Origin of the sequence: Microcoleus sp. T3_B1 (assembly GCF_036700445.1) — a bacterium.
GTDB lineage: Bacteria > Cyanobacteriota > Cyanobacteriia > Cyanobacteriales > Microcoleaceae > Microcoleus.
On record NZ_JAUBOX010000010.1, the window covers coordinates 85,569 to 102,329 of the forward strand.

The window sequence follows — 16,761 nt, forward strand, 5'->3', positions numbered from 1 at the left end:
TGTGCCACAAGGATTTCACAGGCAAGATGCCTGTGCCACAAGGATTTCACAGGCAAGATGCCTGTGCCACAAGGATTCTTGTGGGGTGGGCATCTTGCCCGCCCAAACTCTTTGCACAGGCAAGATGCCTGTGCCACAAGGATTTCACAGGCAAGATGCCTGTGCCACAAATATTCTTGTGGGGTGGGCATCTTGCCCGCCCAAACTCTTTGCACAGGCAAGATGCCTGTGCCACAAATATTCTTGTGGGGTGGGCATCTTGCCCGCCCCAAACTACTTAAAATTCTCCTAAAGACCGGCCGCACAAACTGCGGCTCCAATTAACCCTACATTATCATTTAAAACCAATCTCACCGGCATCATTTCTAACAGCGAATCCATCCGGCCTTTGTGCGTAAAAGCTCGCATAAAACCCCCTTCTAGCATCAGCGGCAAAATCTTAGCAGCAATGCCGCCGGCTACGTACAAACCGCCGTAAGGTAACAGTGTCACAGCCAGATTTCCCGCCACTGCACCGTAGGCTTCTACAAACATTTGCATTGTTTGTTCCGAAAGCCGATCGCACTTTTTGAGTGCCGCCTGTGCAATTGTAGCACCCGGATCGACAGTCTTTTCAGTTTTCCCTACCTCTGACTCCCATTTTTTGATAACTTCCCCTACCTCCGACGATTCAGGAGCAAACTTTCTGTCCCGCAAAAACTGGTAAATTGAAACAATCCCTTGTCCCGAAACTACACGCTCGATCGATATTCTTTGAATGTCGTGTTTTGCTAACAAATATTTCAGCAATTCAAACTCCAACTCCGAACGAGGAGCAAAGTCCCCGTGTCCCCCTTCCGAAGAAAAAACCTTGATGCCATTTGCCTCGGGAACTGCAAAACAATTTCCCAAACCAGTACCCGCACCGATAACAGCAATTGGATCGTGTTGGCGGGGTTTTCCGACTTGCAAAATGTGCAAATCTTTAGCATCCAAACCCCACACGCCGTAGCCAACCGCAACAAAATCATTAATTAAACTGACGCGGGGTATTCCTAATTCTTGTTCCAGACGCTTCGCATCTAGCCTCCAAGGCAAATTAGTCAGTTTTGCAGTGTTATTAACCACCGGGCCTGCGATCGCAAAACAAGCTTTTTCAGGCAATGGCACCAAATCCAATTTCATAGCAGCTTCCGTCAAAAACTGCTGCACCATCGGTACTAAATCGGGAAACTCCCCGCTCGGATAGCGAAACTCGTAAAGAGCGTTCATTTCACCGTTAACAGTCCTTTCCACTAAACGCAAAATTGTCTTAGTTCCGCCAATATCGCCCGCTAATAATAATGCCATAAATCTCTTTTTCCACCAAAGATAACATTCCCCATTTAAACACCCACAGTATTAATTGCCAACCAAGCCCGCAGCACCTCAGCCACAGTCCAAGCTTGAGCCGTGCAGCCTCGCGGCGAGTGGGGGGCGTCGCCCTCAAAAATTTCGCTCAGACTGCCAACTCCGCTGGCTCTTATATGATGTGCCATCGGTTCGAGGAATTCGCTCGCTTGTGCTGGGTTTTTGTATACGTGCAAGTGCGCCAAGACAAACGGGCCAATCAGCCAGCCCCAAACTGTGCCCTGGTGGTAGGCGCTGTCGCGCTGCAATTGATCGCCTCCGTATGCGCCGCGATACTGCAGGTGCTGCGGCGAGAGGCTGCGGAGGCCGACAGAAGTCAGAAGCTGTTGGGCGCAGCCGTCCACCACGCCGCGCTGCTGGATGGGCGTCAGTAACGGTGTATAGCGGGTTTCCTGGCGCATCCCCGCTGACAAGGAGTTGGCGGAGTGAGGAGGAATCGAGTCTAGGGGCAGGGATACGGCGAATATTTGGTTGGGCCGCAGGGAGGTATCGTGTCCGTCGGAGCCGTCCAGAACGTCGTAACAGTAACCGGTTGAGGCGTTCCAGAAGCGAGGGAATCCGGCGGCTGTTCGATCGCCCAATTGCTCGTATTCATAGTGAGGCTTGCCCAGTTTTCGAGCAAAACTTGCCATAGCTTGTATAGCATTGTACCAAAGCGCGCTGAGTTCGATCGGCTTACCAATCCGAGGCGTCACCACCCAATCGCCGATTTTCGCGTCCATCCAAGTCAGTTGCACGCCGGTTTCGCCCGCGTAGATTAAACCGTCATCGGGATCGAGGCGGATGTTATACCGAGTTCCCTGTATGTGCCAATCAACAATCTCACATAAAGTAGGCCAGAGTTCGCTCAAAAGTTCGTCGTCCCCCGTGGCATCAATATAAGCGCGAATTGCCTCAAAGTACCACAGAGTGGCATCTGCGGTGTTGTATTCCGGTGCGCCGCCCGCATCCGGGAAGCGGTTCGGCAGCATCCCCCGATCGACATACCGCGCAAATGTCCGCAAAATCGAGCGCGCAATTTCCCATCGCCCGGTACAGATTGTGAGGCCCGGCAGGGCGATCGTCGTGTCGCGCCCCCAGTCGCTAAACCAGGGATATCCGGCGATAATCGTTTTGCCTTGGGATTCCTCCGGTAGGGGGCGGCTGACGATAAATTGGTCGGCGGCGAGCACTAAGTGATTGATCCAGTCGGGAGATTCGCTCACTTTTGACCAATTTTGCAGCAGTTGTTGGTCATAAGTGCGACGCGCTTCTAAAGCTGTACCGCCGTTGAGTTCGGTATTTTTCTCGGTGCTGGCTATCAATGTCAGAGAACTTCCCGGTGCGATAGTCATGTGAAAAGTCGCCGCGTGCAAGTGATCCTCGCAGTAGTCCAATCCACGCCGCTTTTCGGCTGCTAAGTCAAATCCGTAATGCCAATTGTATAAAGGCGTAGAAACTCGAAATTTGGCCTCTGGTTCGGCATCCGTCAGCAGGTACAGGGGTGCAGACTTGGGAAATGCAGTCACGCAAACCCCGCGTTCCAAGGTTTGTAGGCTCATCTGCCAGTCGCCGACGCTCGTCGTGTGGTGGTAGTCGCGATAGTTGATCAGGGCTTTGACAGCGAGGGCGATCGGTTGTGAGGCGCGGTGCAAGCGGTATTGAATATATGTTGTGTTAGCACCTTGCTGCATCCAAATCCGCTTTTCCAGGATAGCGTCGGCGAGAGCAAACCTCCAAACTGGTGTCGTCCCTTCGAGGTGAAAGCTTTCGATGTAGTTGTAGCCGTGGGGTTCCATCGTCGCGTCGGCCCAGCGGTTTGTATAAAGCGGATATGCGCGATCGTGATACACCGCCGTCTCGTCCAGCTTGGCGAGCATCAAAGTGCGTCCCAGCGGGGGTTTGAGGGCGGCTACCAGCAAGCCGTGATAGCGGCGGGTGAGGAGATTTGCGATCGTACCGCTAGCGTAACCGCCGATCCCGTTTGTGACCAACCACTCGCGAGACTCCGCTGAGTCGAGATTGCAGCAGATTTCCCGTCCAAAAGCCATAACCATAAAGTCCACACTCGCGCTGATTTTTGACCTACCTTTAGGTAGATTTTCGACATGATATCAACCAGAAATATTAACGCTTGCAGGCCGTTAATTTGGCGATCGCCCCCGTGCCGATTCCTGCTCTAATTTAAGCCTAACCAACCGCTAATTTTGCCCCTTACCCAATTTTCCCCTTTGATGCCTCTGTCTAAAGTTAGTTGTTTGTTATATTAAGTAATATTACCGTCTAAACAGGCGCGGAACGTTTAGGGCAAGCATTTGATAGCGCGTCGGGCGATCGAACTACCAACCTATTTTATAAGGAGAACAGCTCAAAGTGAAGATAGGAGCAAATTACCTCGGCAATAACCAATGTGAATTTACCGTTTGGGCGCCCACCCTCAAACAAATCGCCGTCCAAATTGTTTCCCCAAAAAAACGCCTGATACCCCTGCAACAATCCGCAGAAGGTTATTGGCAAACCACAGCTACAGACATCGAACCAGGAACCCTTTACACCTACCAAATCGAAGGAAAAACCGACCGACCAGACCCAGCCTCAAAATATCAACCCCAAGGCGTACACGCTCCGTCGCAAGTAATAGATGAAAATATTTTTACTTGGACTGACACAAATTGGCAAGGCGTGCCGCTAGCCGAAATGATTATTTACGAACTGCACGTCGGCACGTTCACCCAAGCCGGAACCTTTGAAGCAATAATTCCCCAGCTAAAACAACTTAAAGAATTGGGAATCAACGCCATCGAAATAATGCCAGTAGCCCAATTTCCGGGCGAGCGAAACTGGGGATATGACGGCGTATATCCCTACGCCGTTCAAAACTCCTACGGCGGCCCCGAAGGCTTCAAAACACTTGTCAACGCCTGCCACGAACAGGGCATTTCAGTAATTCTCGATGTAGTTTACAACCACCTCGGCCCCGAAGGAAATTATCTCAGGGACTTCGGCCCCTACTTTACCTCAAAATACGGCTCGATTTGGGGAGACCCCCTCAACTTCGACGACGCCTACAGCGACGGCGTGCGTAACTACTTTCTTGAAAACGCCCTCTACTGGTTTCGAGACTATCACATCGATGCCCTGAGATTAGATGCCATTCAAGCAATATTTGAAGTAGGTGCAAGACCTTTTTTACAAGAACTATCCGATGCCACAGCCGATATTTCCCAAGAACTAGGACGGCAACTTTACTTAATAGCCGAAAGTGACTTAAATGATGTCCGCACTATACGTCCCAAAGAACTCGGTGGCTTCGGACTAGACGCCCAATGGTGCGATGATTTCCACCACGCACTGCACGCTTTGCTCACCGGAGAAGACGACCGATACTACCAAGATTACGGCAAGTGCGAACACTTAGAAAAAGCCTTCAAAGAAAGCTTTGTTTACTCCGGTCAGTACGCCCCCCACAGAAAGCGGAAACACGGCAATTCTGTTAAGGATGAACCGGGTCATAAATTTCTGGTGTTTGCCCAAACCCACGACCAAATCGGCAACCGCATTTTGGGAGACCGACTATCCAAAATAGTTGACTTTGAAGGATTGAAACTTGCAGCAGGCACTGTCTTAATTTCTCCCTACATTCCCTTCTTTTTTATGGGAGAAGAATACGGAGAAGAAGCACCGTTTTTTTACTTCGTTTCCCACTCGGACGAAAACTTAATTGAAGCTATCCGCAAAGACAAACAACAAGAATTTAAAGCCTTTGAAGGCCGAGGCGAGTTTCAAGACCCTCAGAGTCCTGAGACTTTCGATAAGTGTAAGTTAAACTGGGAAAAACAAACCCAAGGCAAACACAAAATCCTTTGGGAATGGCACCAACATTTGATTCACCTACGGCGGACAATACCAGCCCTTAAAAAACTCGACAAAAACAGTCTAGAAGTGTCCAGCATTGAAGCGGAAAAAATCTTATTTCTACGTCGTTGGACAGATGACAGCCAGATATTCTGCATTCTAAACTTCAACAGGCAAGAGGTAGCTTTTACGGCTGCACTTCCCCAAGGCAACGGTCACAAAATTTTAGACTCTGCTGATGAAAAATGGATGGGTTCAGGTTCTAGCTTGCCTGAAAAGATAACTTCCGAGCAAAAATTGACCGTTAAACCGCAGAGTTTCGCACTTTACGAATTAGAATAATTAAAACGGGAAGCAGAGCCTCAAATACAGGCGTTCCCAGGCAGAGCCTAGGAACAAGAAACAGGAGGCAGAACCTCTCTCGTTCTCAGGCTATGTTGCGGAATGTAGTCCCAGAAGAAACGGGAGGCAGAGCCTCTGTCGTTCCCAGCCTCCGCCGGGGAATGCAGTAGAGGAGGCTCTGCCTCATATATTAAAAAAGAAAACCCTAAAAAACCTGGAGTAAAATTAACATAATGAGAATTCCCACAACTACTTATCGGATTCAATTTCATGGAGGTTTTAACTTTGAAGCCGCCAAACAAATCCTTAGCTATCTGGAAGATTTAGGAATTACCGACCTTTACGCTTCACCAATATTTAAAGCCAGAAAAGGCAGCTCTCACGGATACGATGTCGTTGACTCAAATCAGATAAATCCCGATTTGGGAACATCAGAAAATTTTGAAGCCCTCACATACGAAATCAAGAAACGGAACATGGGATGGCTGCAAGATATTGTTCCGAACCACATGGCTTACGACACTCAAAATTTGCTGCTGTTAGACGTATTGGAACACGGGCCAGATTCCGACTATTTTGATTACTTTGATATTGAATGGAATCACGCTTACGAACATCTCAGGGGTCGAGTGCTGGCTCCGCTGCTGGGCAATTTTTATGGAGAGTGTCTGGAAAATGGCGAGATTCAACTCAAATACAGCGAAATTGGGCTGAGTATCAATTATTATAGCTTACAATTGCCAGTAAGAATTGAATCTTATGCTAAATTTATCAGTCAGAATTTGGGGCAGTTAGCCAGAGAATTAGGCAGACGCCATCCAGATTTTATCAAGTTTTTAGGAATTCTTTATTTGATTAAAAATACCCCTTCAGAAACTAAAGGTAAAACCAGATACGATCAGATAGCTTTTGTCAAAGGACTGCTGTGGGAACTCTACAATCAAAATCCCCTTGTACAGGAATTCATAGATGAAAATATCAAAGTTTTTAACGGAGAAAAGGGAAATCCCGAAAGCTTTAATTTGCTAGACGAATTGCTTTCCGAGCAGTTTTACCGTCTGGCTTTCTGGAAAGTGGGGGCCGAAGAAATTAACTACCGAAGGTTTTTTACGGTCAACGAACTTATTTCGGTAAAAGTTGAAGAGATTAAAGTTTTTCACAAAAACCATGCTCTGATATTCGACATGGTTGATGAGGAAAAGTTTACCGGATTGAGAATCGACCACATCGACGGACTGTACGATCCCACAGAATATTTGAAACGGCTCCGGGAGAAAACCCCAGACACTTACATCACTGTTGAAAAGATTCTGGAACACGAAGAAGATTTGCCGTCATATTGGCCGATTGAGGGAACTAGCGGCTACGACTTTTTGAATTACGTAAACGGCGTTTTTTGTCGGTGCGATCGCGAACAGCAATTTACCGAAATATATCAGAGATTTACTCGCTTGAACGTTCCCTACGAACAGTTGTTTTTAGATAAAAAAGGGCTGATTGTTGAGAAAAACTTGGCGGGAGACGTAGACAATCTAGCTCAACTTTTGAAGAATATCTCTGGTCAATCGAGACAGGGAAATGACTTTACTCGTCCCGGTTTGGAAAAAGCATTGGCGGCTGTTTTGACAATTTTTCCAGTCTACCGAACTTACATCAATCAAGACGGTTTGAGAGAGTCCGATCGCACTTACGTAAAATATGCGATCGCCCATGCCAAACAACAAGTACCCCGACTCCTCAAGGAACTTAAATTTATCGAAACGGTGCTGTTACTCGAAGAAGAAGAAACTCTAACACCAGAACAAAAAGAGCAGCGCCGGCACTTTGTAATGAAACTCCAGCAGTTGACAGGCCCATTAATGGCAAAAGGCGTTGAAGACACCCTTTTATACGTCTACTATCGGCTTTTATCCCTCAACGAAGTGGGAGGAAATCCCAGTCAGTTCGGCGTGTCGCTGGTAGATTTTCACGAGTTCAACCAAAAGCAGCAAGTAGCTTGGCCGCACAAAATGAATGCTACAGCTACCCACGATACCAAACGCGGCGAAGATGTGCGAGCCAGAATAAACGTTTTGTCAGAAATTCCCGATGAATGGGAACAGCAAGTCAGGTCTTGGAGAGAGGTAAACTCTTCTAAGAAAGTCAACTTTGTGAATCGAATGGTTCCAGATACTAATGACGAATACTTCCTGTACCAAACTCTGCTAGGCAGTTTTCCCTTTGAGGGAATTGAAAACACTGATTATGTCGATCGCCTGAAAGATTATGTCATTAAAGCTGTCCGCGAAGCAAAAGTTTATACGGCTTGGCTGAGACCGGATAACGACTACGAAGCTGGTTTTATGACCTTTGTCGATAGCGTTCTCGAACCTTCGGAACAAAATCAGTTTCTCAACAAATTTACACCTTTCTGTAAAAAGGTAGCTAATTACGGAATTTTCAATTCTTTATCTCAAACGCTGCTGAAAATCACGGCTCCGGGCGTTCCCGACATTTATCAAGGGACGGAATTTTGGGATTTAAGCCACGTCGATCCCGATAACCGCCGTCCCGTTGATTATGAGCGCAGAATCGAGGTTTTGCGGGAAATAAAAGAGCAAGCTCAGACGGATATTTTGCAACTGGTTGAAGATTTGATTGCGACGCGAGAAGACGCTAGAATTAAGTTGTTTTTGACGGCAAGAGCGCTAGACGCGAGAAAAAAATACTTGCAAGTTTTTCAATCAGGCGACTATGTGCCCCTGCAAGCAGTTGGCACGTTTAAAGATAATGTTGTTGCCTTTGCCAGAAGCTTTGGAGAGACTACCGTTATTGTCATTGCTCCCCGGTTTTTGACGGGAATTGTCAAACCGGAAGAAATGCCGATCGGCAAACAAATCTGGAAAGATACTAATTTGAAATTATCCGAACAAATGCCGTCGGTTTGGAAAGATGCAATTACAAATCAGGCGGTAGAAAGTAACGGTACGTTGGCAATTGGTGAAGCTCTGAGTTACTTTCCTGCAGCTCTGCTGATCGGTAAAAAATAGCAATTAAAAGCTGGAAAATTCTTGAATTTTCCGAGATTCCCAAGAGGCGGACTTCAGGCTCTGCCTCAACAATATATTCCTTCCGAGGCACAGCCTGGAAGTAAACGAGTAGGGACAGGGCAATGCCCTGTCCCTTTTCAGAATTGATATTAAACCTGATTGGAAGCCAAAAAACCGATCGCCCCTACCAACCAAACAAAATTTATACAACAAAGACGGCAAATACAACACAACGTATACGGTTTGCCACAATACCCGAATCCATCACACACCGTACATTGGGAAGAGTAAAGAAAAGCAGTCAACAACTGTAGCGGTGCAAGCCTCACGGATGCAACCGTCCCCCAAAAGGTTCGGTAAACACGCCTTCATCGCTTGGTCTAACCGCCCGCAGTATAGAGATAAGCACCCTATCGAAGACTGTATTAAAGCAGGACTCACTACCCGTAAACCGCGAGGTAAAATGGCAGTCCTGAATAACCAGACTATCGCACAGATAAAACACCAAAATTTTGTAGAGATTGGAGCCGGAACACCCCTATGGGAAAAGTAGTTGGAATTGACTTAGGTACGACAAACTCCTGCGTCGCAGTTATGGAAGGCGGCAAACCCACCGTCATAGCCAACGCCGAGGGGGGTCGCACCACACCTTCTGTAGTAGCATATGCTAAAAATGGGGATCAACTTGTCGGACAAATCGCCAAGCGTCAAGCCGTGATGAACGCCGAAAACACCTTTTACTCAGTAAAACGGTTTATCGGGCGTCGGGTTGATGAAGTAACCCACGAAACCACTGAAGTTTCCTACAAAGTCCTCAAAGTTGGCAACAGCCTCAAACTAGACTGTCCCGCCCGTGGCAAGCAATTTGCTCCAGAAGAAATTTCTGCACAAGTTCTCCGCAAACTGGTAGAAGACGCCAGCAAATACCTCGGCGAAACTGTTACCCAAGCGGTAATTACTGTTCCCGCTTACTTTAACGACTCCCAGCGCCAAGCTACGAAAGACGCGGGAAAAATTGCCGGTATAGAAGTGCTGCGGATTATTAACGAACCTACAGCAGCAGCTTTAGCTTACGGGTTAGATAAAAAGAGCAACGAAACCATCCTCGTATTTGACTTAGGTGGCGGTACTTTCGACGTATCTATTCTCGAAGTAGGCGACGGCGTGTTTGAAGTGTTAGCAACTTCTGGAGACACTCACCTCGGCGGTGACGACTTCGACAAAAAAATTGTTGATTACATCGCTAACGAATTCCAAAGAGCCGAAGGCATTGACCTTCGCAAAGACAAACAAGCACTGCAACGCCTGACGGAAGCAGCAGAAAAAGCCAAGATTGAGCTTTCGAGCGTTACCCAAGCAGAAATCAACCTGCCGTTTATTACCGCGACTCAAGACGGGCCAAAACACTTGGACACGACTTTGACGCGGGGCAAGTTTGAAGAACTGTGCTCGGATTTGATCGATCGCTCTCGCATCCCCGTAGAAAATGCGATCCGCGACGCCAAATTAGACAAATCTGCAATTAATGAAGTCGTCTTAGTTGGTGGTTCTACGCGGATTCCTGCGGTGCAAGAACTGGTCAAAAAACTCCTTGGCAAAGACCCCAACCAAACGGTAAACCCGGATGAAGTGGTCGCAGTCGGTGCAGCAATTCAAGCCGGCGTACTCTCCGGCGAAGTCAAAGACATCTTGTTGCTCGACGTTACTCCGCTGTCTCTGGGCGTCGAAACCTTGGGTGGCGTGATGACCAAAATCATTCCCCGCAACACCACTATTCCTACCAAGAAGTCGGAAACTTTTTCGACTGCTGTAGACGGCCAAACAAACGTGGAAATTCACGTTTTGCAAGGCGAACGGGAAATGGCAAATGATAACAAGGATTTGGGAACATTCCGCTTAGATGGAGTTCCACCAGCCCCCCGTGGCGTACCTCAAATTGAAGTTACTTTCGATATCGATGCTAACGGTATTTTGAATGTAGCTGCTAAGGATAAAGGTACTGGTAAGGAGCAATCGATTAGCATTACTGGTGCTTCTACTTTGCCCAGCAATGAAGTCGAGCGCATGGTGAAGGAAGCCGAATCGAATGCGGCTGCTGACAAGGAACGTCGCGAAAGGATCGATCGCAAAAACCAAGGCGATTCTTTAGCCTATCAAATTGAGAAGCAGTTGGCAGAATTGGGTGATAAAGTTCCCGCTGCTGACAAGACTAAGGTTGAAGGCTTGATCAAAGACTTGCGCGATGCGATCGCTACTGAAGATGACGATCGGATCAAAACCTTGACAACAGAGTTGCAGCAAGCATTCTACGCTGTCAGCAGCAACCTGTACCAGCAAGCAGGCGGCCCAACTGACGGCCCTGGCGGCCCTGGTGGCCCTGGTGGCTATGGAGACGGCGGCCCCACTGGTGGCGGCGACGACGTGATTGACGCCGACTTCACAGAAGGCAACAAATAAAAGGCTAATTTAAAAGCCCCCAGCTAGACGGAAGAAACCCGGTTTTGAACAGAAACCGGGTTTCTGTTCTTTCAAAAACAAACCAAAGTCGATCGACTAAAATTAGTGACAACTCCTACACCAACACAAGCTGTCACCATTGGTGTAGGCTTCTGGGCGACTCCTGCTATTGCATAGGACATTAACTGAGCTTTAAGAACGGGTTGCCCCACCGCTCTATTTTTGATGACAAGTGCCGCATTATGATCGCGGTCAAGACTACACCCACAATGATGGCAATCATGCCAGCGAATATGCAGCTTTTTTGGTACTTTCTCTCCGCAATTAGAGCAATCTTGTGAAGTATTATGGGCGCTTACTGGGACAACCAACAAACCAGCATTTGAGGCTTTATTTGCAAGTATTGACAGAAAGCTTGACCACCCAGCGTCCAACACAGATTTAGCTAATCTTGTACGAACTAGCCCTTTGACGTTTAAATCCTCGTGCGCGATTACGTCATATTTTGACAACAGCCAATTAGCTGTCTTGAAGTGAAAATCTTTGCGTTTGTCAGCTACTTTTTTGTGACACTTCCCTAGTTGCTTGACCGATTTCTGCCTTCGCTTGCTGCCTTTCTTGCCACGTGAAACTCGCTTTTGAATTACCCGTAAGCGTTTTTGCTCTTTACGGTAATACTGGGGAATAACGACTGTTTCGCCCTCAGAGGTTGTCAAAAACTCCTTCAGTCCTACATCAATACCTGTTATCGAACGAGGATTAAAGTCTGGTTTAATCTCTGGAACTGTCTTGTCTTCCAGGGAGAGCGTAAGGTAGTAACCATCAGCTTTCTTGGTGACAGATGCGGTTTTAATTTTGAATCCATCAGGGATAGGGCGATGCAATACAACTTTAACTTTCCCAAACATTGGCAAGTTGATCGAGTTGCCCTGTAAGCAACCCTCTTTCACCTGTGGATAAGTAAAAGTGCGATAACGGTTCCGAGCCTTAAAACGAGGTTTCCCGCTACGTTTTCCGTTGCTGTCACCTTTCAAGAAACGGTCAAATGTTATCTTAACTCGCTTAACTACATCTTGAAGGACTTGCGAATATATCTCGCTATACCAAGGATGTGTTTTCTTGAGTTGAGGCAACGTTTTCTTTTGTGAGTAATAATCAGGATTGTCTCGCAGTTCAGGTAGGTAGCAAACGAGAGGGCAGGCGTTAACGGGAGAACGGTTTTGTTCGTACCAATTAAATCTATCAGCCAACAGATAATTGTACTGAGAGCATAGCATGGATAGCCATCTGTCTAGCTCAATGACCTGTTGTTTTGTTGGACGTAACTTGTACTGATAAGCTGTTCTCATATCTACCCTCCTTGAAAGTTATGTTAACATGATTGTGTTCGCATTGACAACACGACATGAAAGACAAGAATTTGCACATCCGGTTATCTGAGAAGCGTCTCAATAAACTGAGAACAGTCGCGGAGGCCAGAGAGAAAACTATCACCCAGATGGTAGAGGCGTGGATTGATCGACTGTCCCTTACATTTACTGACTGACTACGTACCTACGTCAGTCGCGCATTCATCCCACACTGATTTATTGGGGGTACTCGGCTACGCCTCGATAAATCCCCCTCTAAATTCAGTGTGGGGCTTCTGCTGTTTCGGCTAAAAATCTTGCTTGAGGCATAGAGACAAAACTAGAATATGCTTCAACAAATATCATAAACTAGCAGTAATATCGCAATCGAGAGCAATTAAATGTCACGTTCTCCTATACAAAATTCCTCCCCAAATACTCCCAGCCCATCTCATGTTGCATCCTTGCGCCGACTCCGCCGCATCAGCCATTTACTCGACAATGCAATTCCGATTCCCGGCACAAAATACCGCATCGGACTCGATCCGATACTGGGACTTATACCGGGCGGTGGCGATTTAATCAGTTCAATTTTTGCAGGATATGTTGTCTTCAAATCCGCTCAAATGGGAGTACCACAAGAGACTTTAGTCAAAATGGCCACTAACATCGTATTTGATACAGTTGCTGGTACTGTACCCGTAGCAGGAGACTTGCTTGATGTTACTTGGAAAGCTAATGTCAAAAATATAGAATTGCTAGATGCTCATTTAGGTTCCCCCGAACCGGGAAAAAAAGCCAATTGGTTATTTGTCGCGGCTTTGCTGTTGGGTTTAATGTTAATTGTCGGAGGTGTAATTTTCTTGAGCGTGATGCTTTTTGGGTGGCTATTTCAAGTGATTACAGGACGTTAATTTCGGGTCGTAAGATAAAGAGCAATGACTCTACCTGTGTCAGGTTCAGAGCATCTAATCTGGTATACTTTGTACTTAAAAAGTAATTGTGAGTAGGATGACTGGCCGTAAAAACATCTGGATTTAGGATGATTTATATTGGACAAATAATTTCTGACTATGAGCTAGGAAAAAACAGTTAGCTTAGCTGCTAGAAAAAATATCAAGGAATACTAAAATTTCTCAGGGTTTTAAAATTCAATCAACCCATGCCAAGAAAAGTTCTGGTGATCTTAATCAGAAGAGATATGCGGCAAAAATCGCAGCTATTGAGCAGAGTCTATTAAAGCAATTCCGAGACATCAAAGACCAGGCAGCATCTGACCGAAATCGAGGTAAATTAGCACTCTTCTTATTTCTCAAATGGATTCTATAATATAAAGCGATCGCCCTTTCTAGATCCTCAAATAATATATATTAAGGGTATTGACAAATATTATAACTTATGTATCAAATTTAATTTTGTTGGGAAGCGAGCTATTTACCCGATCGCCCTTGAGTTCGATATAGTGATATAATCCAGACTATAATATCAACTTGATATAAATGCTTGAATTATCCGCACTTGGACTGCTACAGTTGCAACCTCTGCACGGCTACCGGCTAAAGCAAAAACTGGAGCTGTTTATGAGCAGTTGCATCAGCGTCAACTACGGAGCGATTTACCCGCTGCTGAAGCGCTTGGAAGAGCGAGGGGAGATTTCGGTAATAGCCGAAGAAGCCGGAGATGCGGGCTGTCCGCGCAAAATCTACGGAATTACCGACAAAGGGCGCGAACTCTGGCGGCAAAAAATGCTCGAACACCCTCAAGAAAGCTGGGTTAACAGTGGTTCCCGGTTCCAAATCAAGTTTTTCTTTTTTGGCGACTTAGAACCGACAGAACGGCTGAAGCTATTGGAACACCGCTTGCGAGCCTGTTACACCAGGCAAGACTACATCGAAAGCCTCAAGAGCGAATATCCACTAACCGATGACTATCAATTCGCCTCTCGCGATCGCTGCAAGTCAGTGCTGGCGTCAGAGATAGAGTGGTTAACCGAGCAACTAGCCAAGGAAAAAAGTGCGATCGCCGGAGTGCGTGACTCCCTAACCTTCGCTGAATCCGCTGAAGCCAAGGGAAAATCCTTCCAACTCACCCACTCAGGTGAGTCATAAGAAGGATGTGCAATCTTGCCTGTCATCGTAACTTTTGAGAAATAACAAGAAGCTTTCCTACAAAGAATCACCCCCAGACTTGGCTAAATGTGATGAAACTAAAGCGCTTCACATACCCCAACCTCATTAAAAAGGGACTTTCCCGATTCCATCCTGTTTAAAATCGCTTGTCCTTATTCCCCCATGTTTGAGGGGAACGCCGGAAAATCAAAGATTTCGCCCAAGTCTCAGTCAGAAGTTAAAAAAAATCTAAGTGGTGCTGCCAATGAGTTATTCTAAATCCCCAGAATCCGTCGTTGAAGCTGAAGAGCAAAAACCTCCCACACCGGAACTGCACCCAACCGATGCCGACAGCGATCGACCAGAGGATTTTCCCCCCGTTGCCGATGATCACCCCCAGCCTGTTGCTAAACCCCGATCGCGCTGGCCTCTAATTGCCGCGATCGCGATCGCCACAGGCGCAGCAGGTTTCGGCTGGTACTCGTGGCAATCGGGTCAGAATCGCGCACAGCAACCGGCAGCAGCAGCCCAACCCCCAGCCATACCAGTCAAGCTCGCCGCCGTAAAAACCAGCTCAGTCGAAGATGCTTCCGAATTTGTTAGCAGCTTAGAAGCCAAGCGTTCGGTACAAATCAAACCCGAAGTAGAAGGGCTAGTCACGGAGATTTTTGTCAAATCCGGGGACTTCATAAATAAAGGGCAAGCCATCGCCCGCATGAAAAGCGACAGCGCCCAAGCTGACTTGAGGCAATCCCAAGCCAACCTGATCCGCGCTCAATCCCACTTAGCCGAATTGCAAGCAGGAGCCAGGCCCGAAGAAATCGCCCAAGCTCAAGCCCAAGTCGCCCAAGCCCAAGCCAACCTCGCCCAACTGCGATCGGGCTCTCGGCCCGAAGAAATTGGTCAAGCCCAAGCCCGCGTTAGCCAAGCTGAAGCCGACCTCGCCGATGCCGAAACAGGTAGCCTCTTAGAAGAAATCGCCCAAGCAAGAGCGCAAATAGAAGCAAGCACAGCCGAAGCAAAGTTAGCCAGCCAGCAACTTGCCAGATATCAGGCATTGGCAAAAGAAGGCGCAGAATCCGCCAACACCCTTGAGCAATACACCCAAAAAGAAGGCAGCGCCAAAGCCAATCTCCGAGAAGCTCAAAGGCGGTTCCAGCAGCGACAAAAAAACAGACAAGCCGAGATCGATCGCCGGACAGCAGCCTTGCAACAGCAGCGGCAAGCTTTGCAGCAATTGCAAAAGGGTTCGCGCCCAGAGGAAATAGCCAAAGCCGAAGCAGAAGTCGCACAAGCCAAGAGCAGATTAGCGCAGTTAGCAAATGGTACGCGCCAAGAACAACTCGATCAAGCTGAAGCGCAAGTTGCCGAGGCCGCCGCTCAAGTGCGCGGCTTTGAAGTACAACTACAAGAAACTGCGGTCATCGCGCCCTTCGCAGGAGTCATCGGCGACATACCAGTGAAAGTAGGTGATTTCTTGCAAAAAGGTGATGCCATTGCCACCCTGACAGAGAACCAATTGCTAGACTTGCGGTTATCAATTCCTTTGGAACGGCAGCCTCAATTACGCTTAGGGCTGCCAGTACAAATGCTCGATGCTCAAGGTAAGGCGATCGCCCAAGGTCAAATCAGTTTTATCTCCCCCAACGTCAGTGCCAATTCCCAAACAATTTTAGCTAAAGCCACCTTTCCCAACCCCAGCGGCGAACTGCTTAATCTCCAGTTTGTAAAAGCTAAAGTCATCTGGAAACAGAGCCCCGGAATTTTAGTTCCAGTAACAGCAGTCACTCGCTTAGGTGGAGAAACTTTTGTCTTCACAGCTCAAAAGCCACAACAGCCAAAACCTGGAATGCCACCTTTAGTAGCGCGGCAAAAGTCCGTGAAATTGGGAACCATTGAGGGGAATAATTATCAAGTTATCGAAGGTTTGCAAGCCGGCGAAAAAATTGTTACGGCAGGCATCCTTAACCTGACAGACGGCGCTCCCATTATGGCTCAAGAGGAAGGGGAAGGAGCAGGGAAAAATTTACCAGTAGGGGGCAAAAAATAAGGTATGTTGTTGCGCTTGGGCGCTCTTAATTCACCTCTTAAGAGCGCTAAAGCGCAACTACGTACTTTATGTGAAACTACTTGATTGCTCAGCTCTTAACAAGGGGGCAATTTAAATTTTTGACTCATATCATGTCCGGTCGAGCAACCGTGATTTTTGTAGGGGCGGGTTCACCAACAATACCTGCTAATAATTGACAATCT

General features: G+C 47.3%; 10 protein-coding genes. 7 read left to right on the plus strand and 3 right to left on the minus strand.

Annotated features, from left to right (window positions below):
* On the plus strand, positions 1-292 hold a 292-nt coding region (locus QT990_RS08305), incomplete at its 5' end, for a hypothetical protein (protein WP_333465120.1).
* Here QT990_RS08305 and QT990_RS08310 read toward each other — a convergent pair.
* A complete protein-coding gene (locus QT990_RS08310) occupies positions 289-1,329 on the minus strand; it encodes a glucokinase (RefSeq protein WP_333465121.1) in 1,041 nt (346 codons plus the stop codon). The genes QT990_RS08305 and QT990_RS08310 overlap by 4 nt on opposite strands.
* Positions 1,330-1,364: 35 nt before the next feature.
* Complete coding sequence (locus QT990_RS08315; protein ID WP_333465122.1) at positions 1,365-3,425, minus strand: amylo-alpha-1,6-glucosidase; 2,061 nt, start codon at positions 3,423-3,425, stop codon at positions 1,365-1,367.
* A gap of 316 nt (positions 3,426-3,741) precedes the next feature.
* On the opposite strand from QT990_RS08315, the gene treZ reads away from it, so the two are divergent.
* The 3 genes from treZ (at position 3,742) to dnaK (ending at position 11,051) form a co-directional block, all read left to right on the plus strand.
* On the plus strand, positions 3,742-5,565 hold the full coding sequence (treZ, locus tag QT990_RS08320; RefSeq protein WP_333138762.1) for a malto-oligosyltrehalose trehalohydrolase: 1,824 nt from the start codon (positions 3,742-3,744) through the stop codon (positions 5,563-5,565).
* Positions 5,566-5,798: 233 nt separating this feature from the next.
* Entirely contained in the window at positions 5,799-8,594 is a 2,796-nt protein-coding gene (gene treY / locus QT990_RS08325; RefSeq protein WP_333138760.1) for a malto-oligosyltrehalose synthase, read from the plus strand.
* 540 nt (positions 8,595-9,134) lie between these two features.
* Positions 9,135-11,051 carry a molecular chaperone DnaK gene (gene dnaK / locus QT990_RS08330; RefSeq protein WP_333138758.1) on the plus strand — a complete coding sequence of 639 codons (1,917 nt, stop codon included), beginning with the start codon at positions 9,135-9,137 and terminating at the stop codon, positions 11,049-11,051.
* Positions 11,052-11,122: 71 nt separating this feature from the next.
* On the opposite strand, the gene QT990_RS08335 is transcribed toward dnaK, so the two are convergent.
* Positions 11,123-12,400: a transposase gene (locus QT990_RS08335; RefSeq protein WP_333138756.1), complete on the minus strand. Its 1,278-nt coding sequence runs from the start codon at positions 12,398-12,400 to the stop codon at positions 11,123-11,125.
* Between the two features lie 401 nt (positions 12,401-12,801).
* Between QT990_RS08335 and QT990_RS08340 the strand changes: the two genes are divergently transcribed.
* The 3 genes from QT990_RS08340 to QT990_RS08350 all read left to right on the plus strand — a co-directional run bounded on the left by QT990_RS08340 (position 12,802) and on the right by QT990_RS08350 (position 16,558).
* Positions 12,802-13,314: a DUF4112 domain-containing protein gene (locus QT990_RS08340; RefSeq protein ID WP_333138754.1), complete on the plus strand. Its 513-nt coding sequence runs from the start codon at positions 12,802-12,804 to the stop codon at positions 13,312-13,314.
* A 585-nt stretch (positions 13,315-13,899) separates the two neighbouring features.
* Positions 13,900-14,508 carry a PadR family transcriptional regulator gene (locus QT990_RS08345; protein ID WP_333138752.1) on the plus strand — a complete coding sequence of 203 codons (609 nt, stop codon included), beginning with the start codon at positions 13,900-13,902 and terminating at the stop codon, positions 14,506-14,508.
* Positions 14,509-14,773: 265 nt separating this feature from the next.
* A complete protein-coding gene (locus tag QT990_RS08350) occupies positions 14,774-16,558 on the plus strand; it encodes an efflux RND transporter periplasmic adaptor subunit (protein WP_333138750.1) in 1,785 nt (594 codons plus the stop codon).
* The last annotated feature ends 203 nt before the right edge of the window (positions 16,559-16,761 follow it).